The sequence below is a fragment of the Roseitalea sp. genome (assembly GCF_984466335.1).
In genome coordinates, this window is the sequence record NZ_CFIFWG010000162.1 from 3975 (window position 1) to 4568 (window position 594).

1 protein-coding gene is annotated in these 594 nt (G+C 65.7%); it reads right to left on the reverse strand.

What is annotated here, in order from left to right:
• Window positions 1–594 (reverse strand): ABC transporter substrate-binding protein (locus AC5E6L_RS12965; RefSeq protein WP_491773820.1); only part of this gene is annotated, 594 nt, incomplete at both ends.

A 594-nucleotide genomic window follows, 5' to 3' on the forward strand; every position in this document is an offset into this window, starting at 1 on the left:
TCGTCATGTGCCAGGCCCATCACCGCGAACACCAGCCACGCGGCCTCGTCGATCACCTCGGCGCGCGAGCCGACGTTCCACGGTGCGCGGGTTGCGCTGTAAAGCTGTTCATTGTTGATCAGGTCGTTGAGCCAGAAGGCCACGTCCCGGGCGGTGAAGGGTTCACCGTCGGACCATTTGTGGCCCTCGCGAAGCTGGAAGGTGATCTCGGTGAAATCGTCGTTCCATTCCCAGCTTTTGGCGACGTCGGGCTTGACCGTCTGAAGATCGTCGTCAAGCCGGACGAGCTGCACCTGGCGCCAGCTCAGCCCTTCGGACGTATTGGACTCCAGCGCGCGGCCCAGATAGCGCATCTGGCCGCCATAGGTGCCGCAGGCTTCGTAGGGCAGGATCACCAGCGGCTCTTGCGGCAGTCGCTCTGCGACCGGCGGCAGTGCGCCGCGGCCGACCAGCTCAGCCATGGCCGGATTGTCGGAGAAGGTCAGCGCGGCACCCGCTTGCGCTTCGAAGTCCGCAAGTTCCATCTGTTCGAGGCCGCCATGGTTCAGGCCGGCCGGATCGGCGACGGTCGGGCAAGTGGCCGCATGCGCGCTG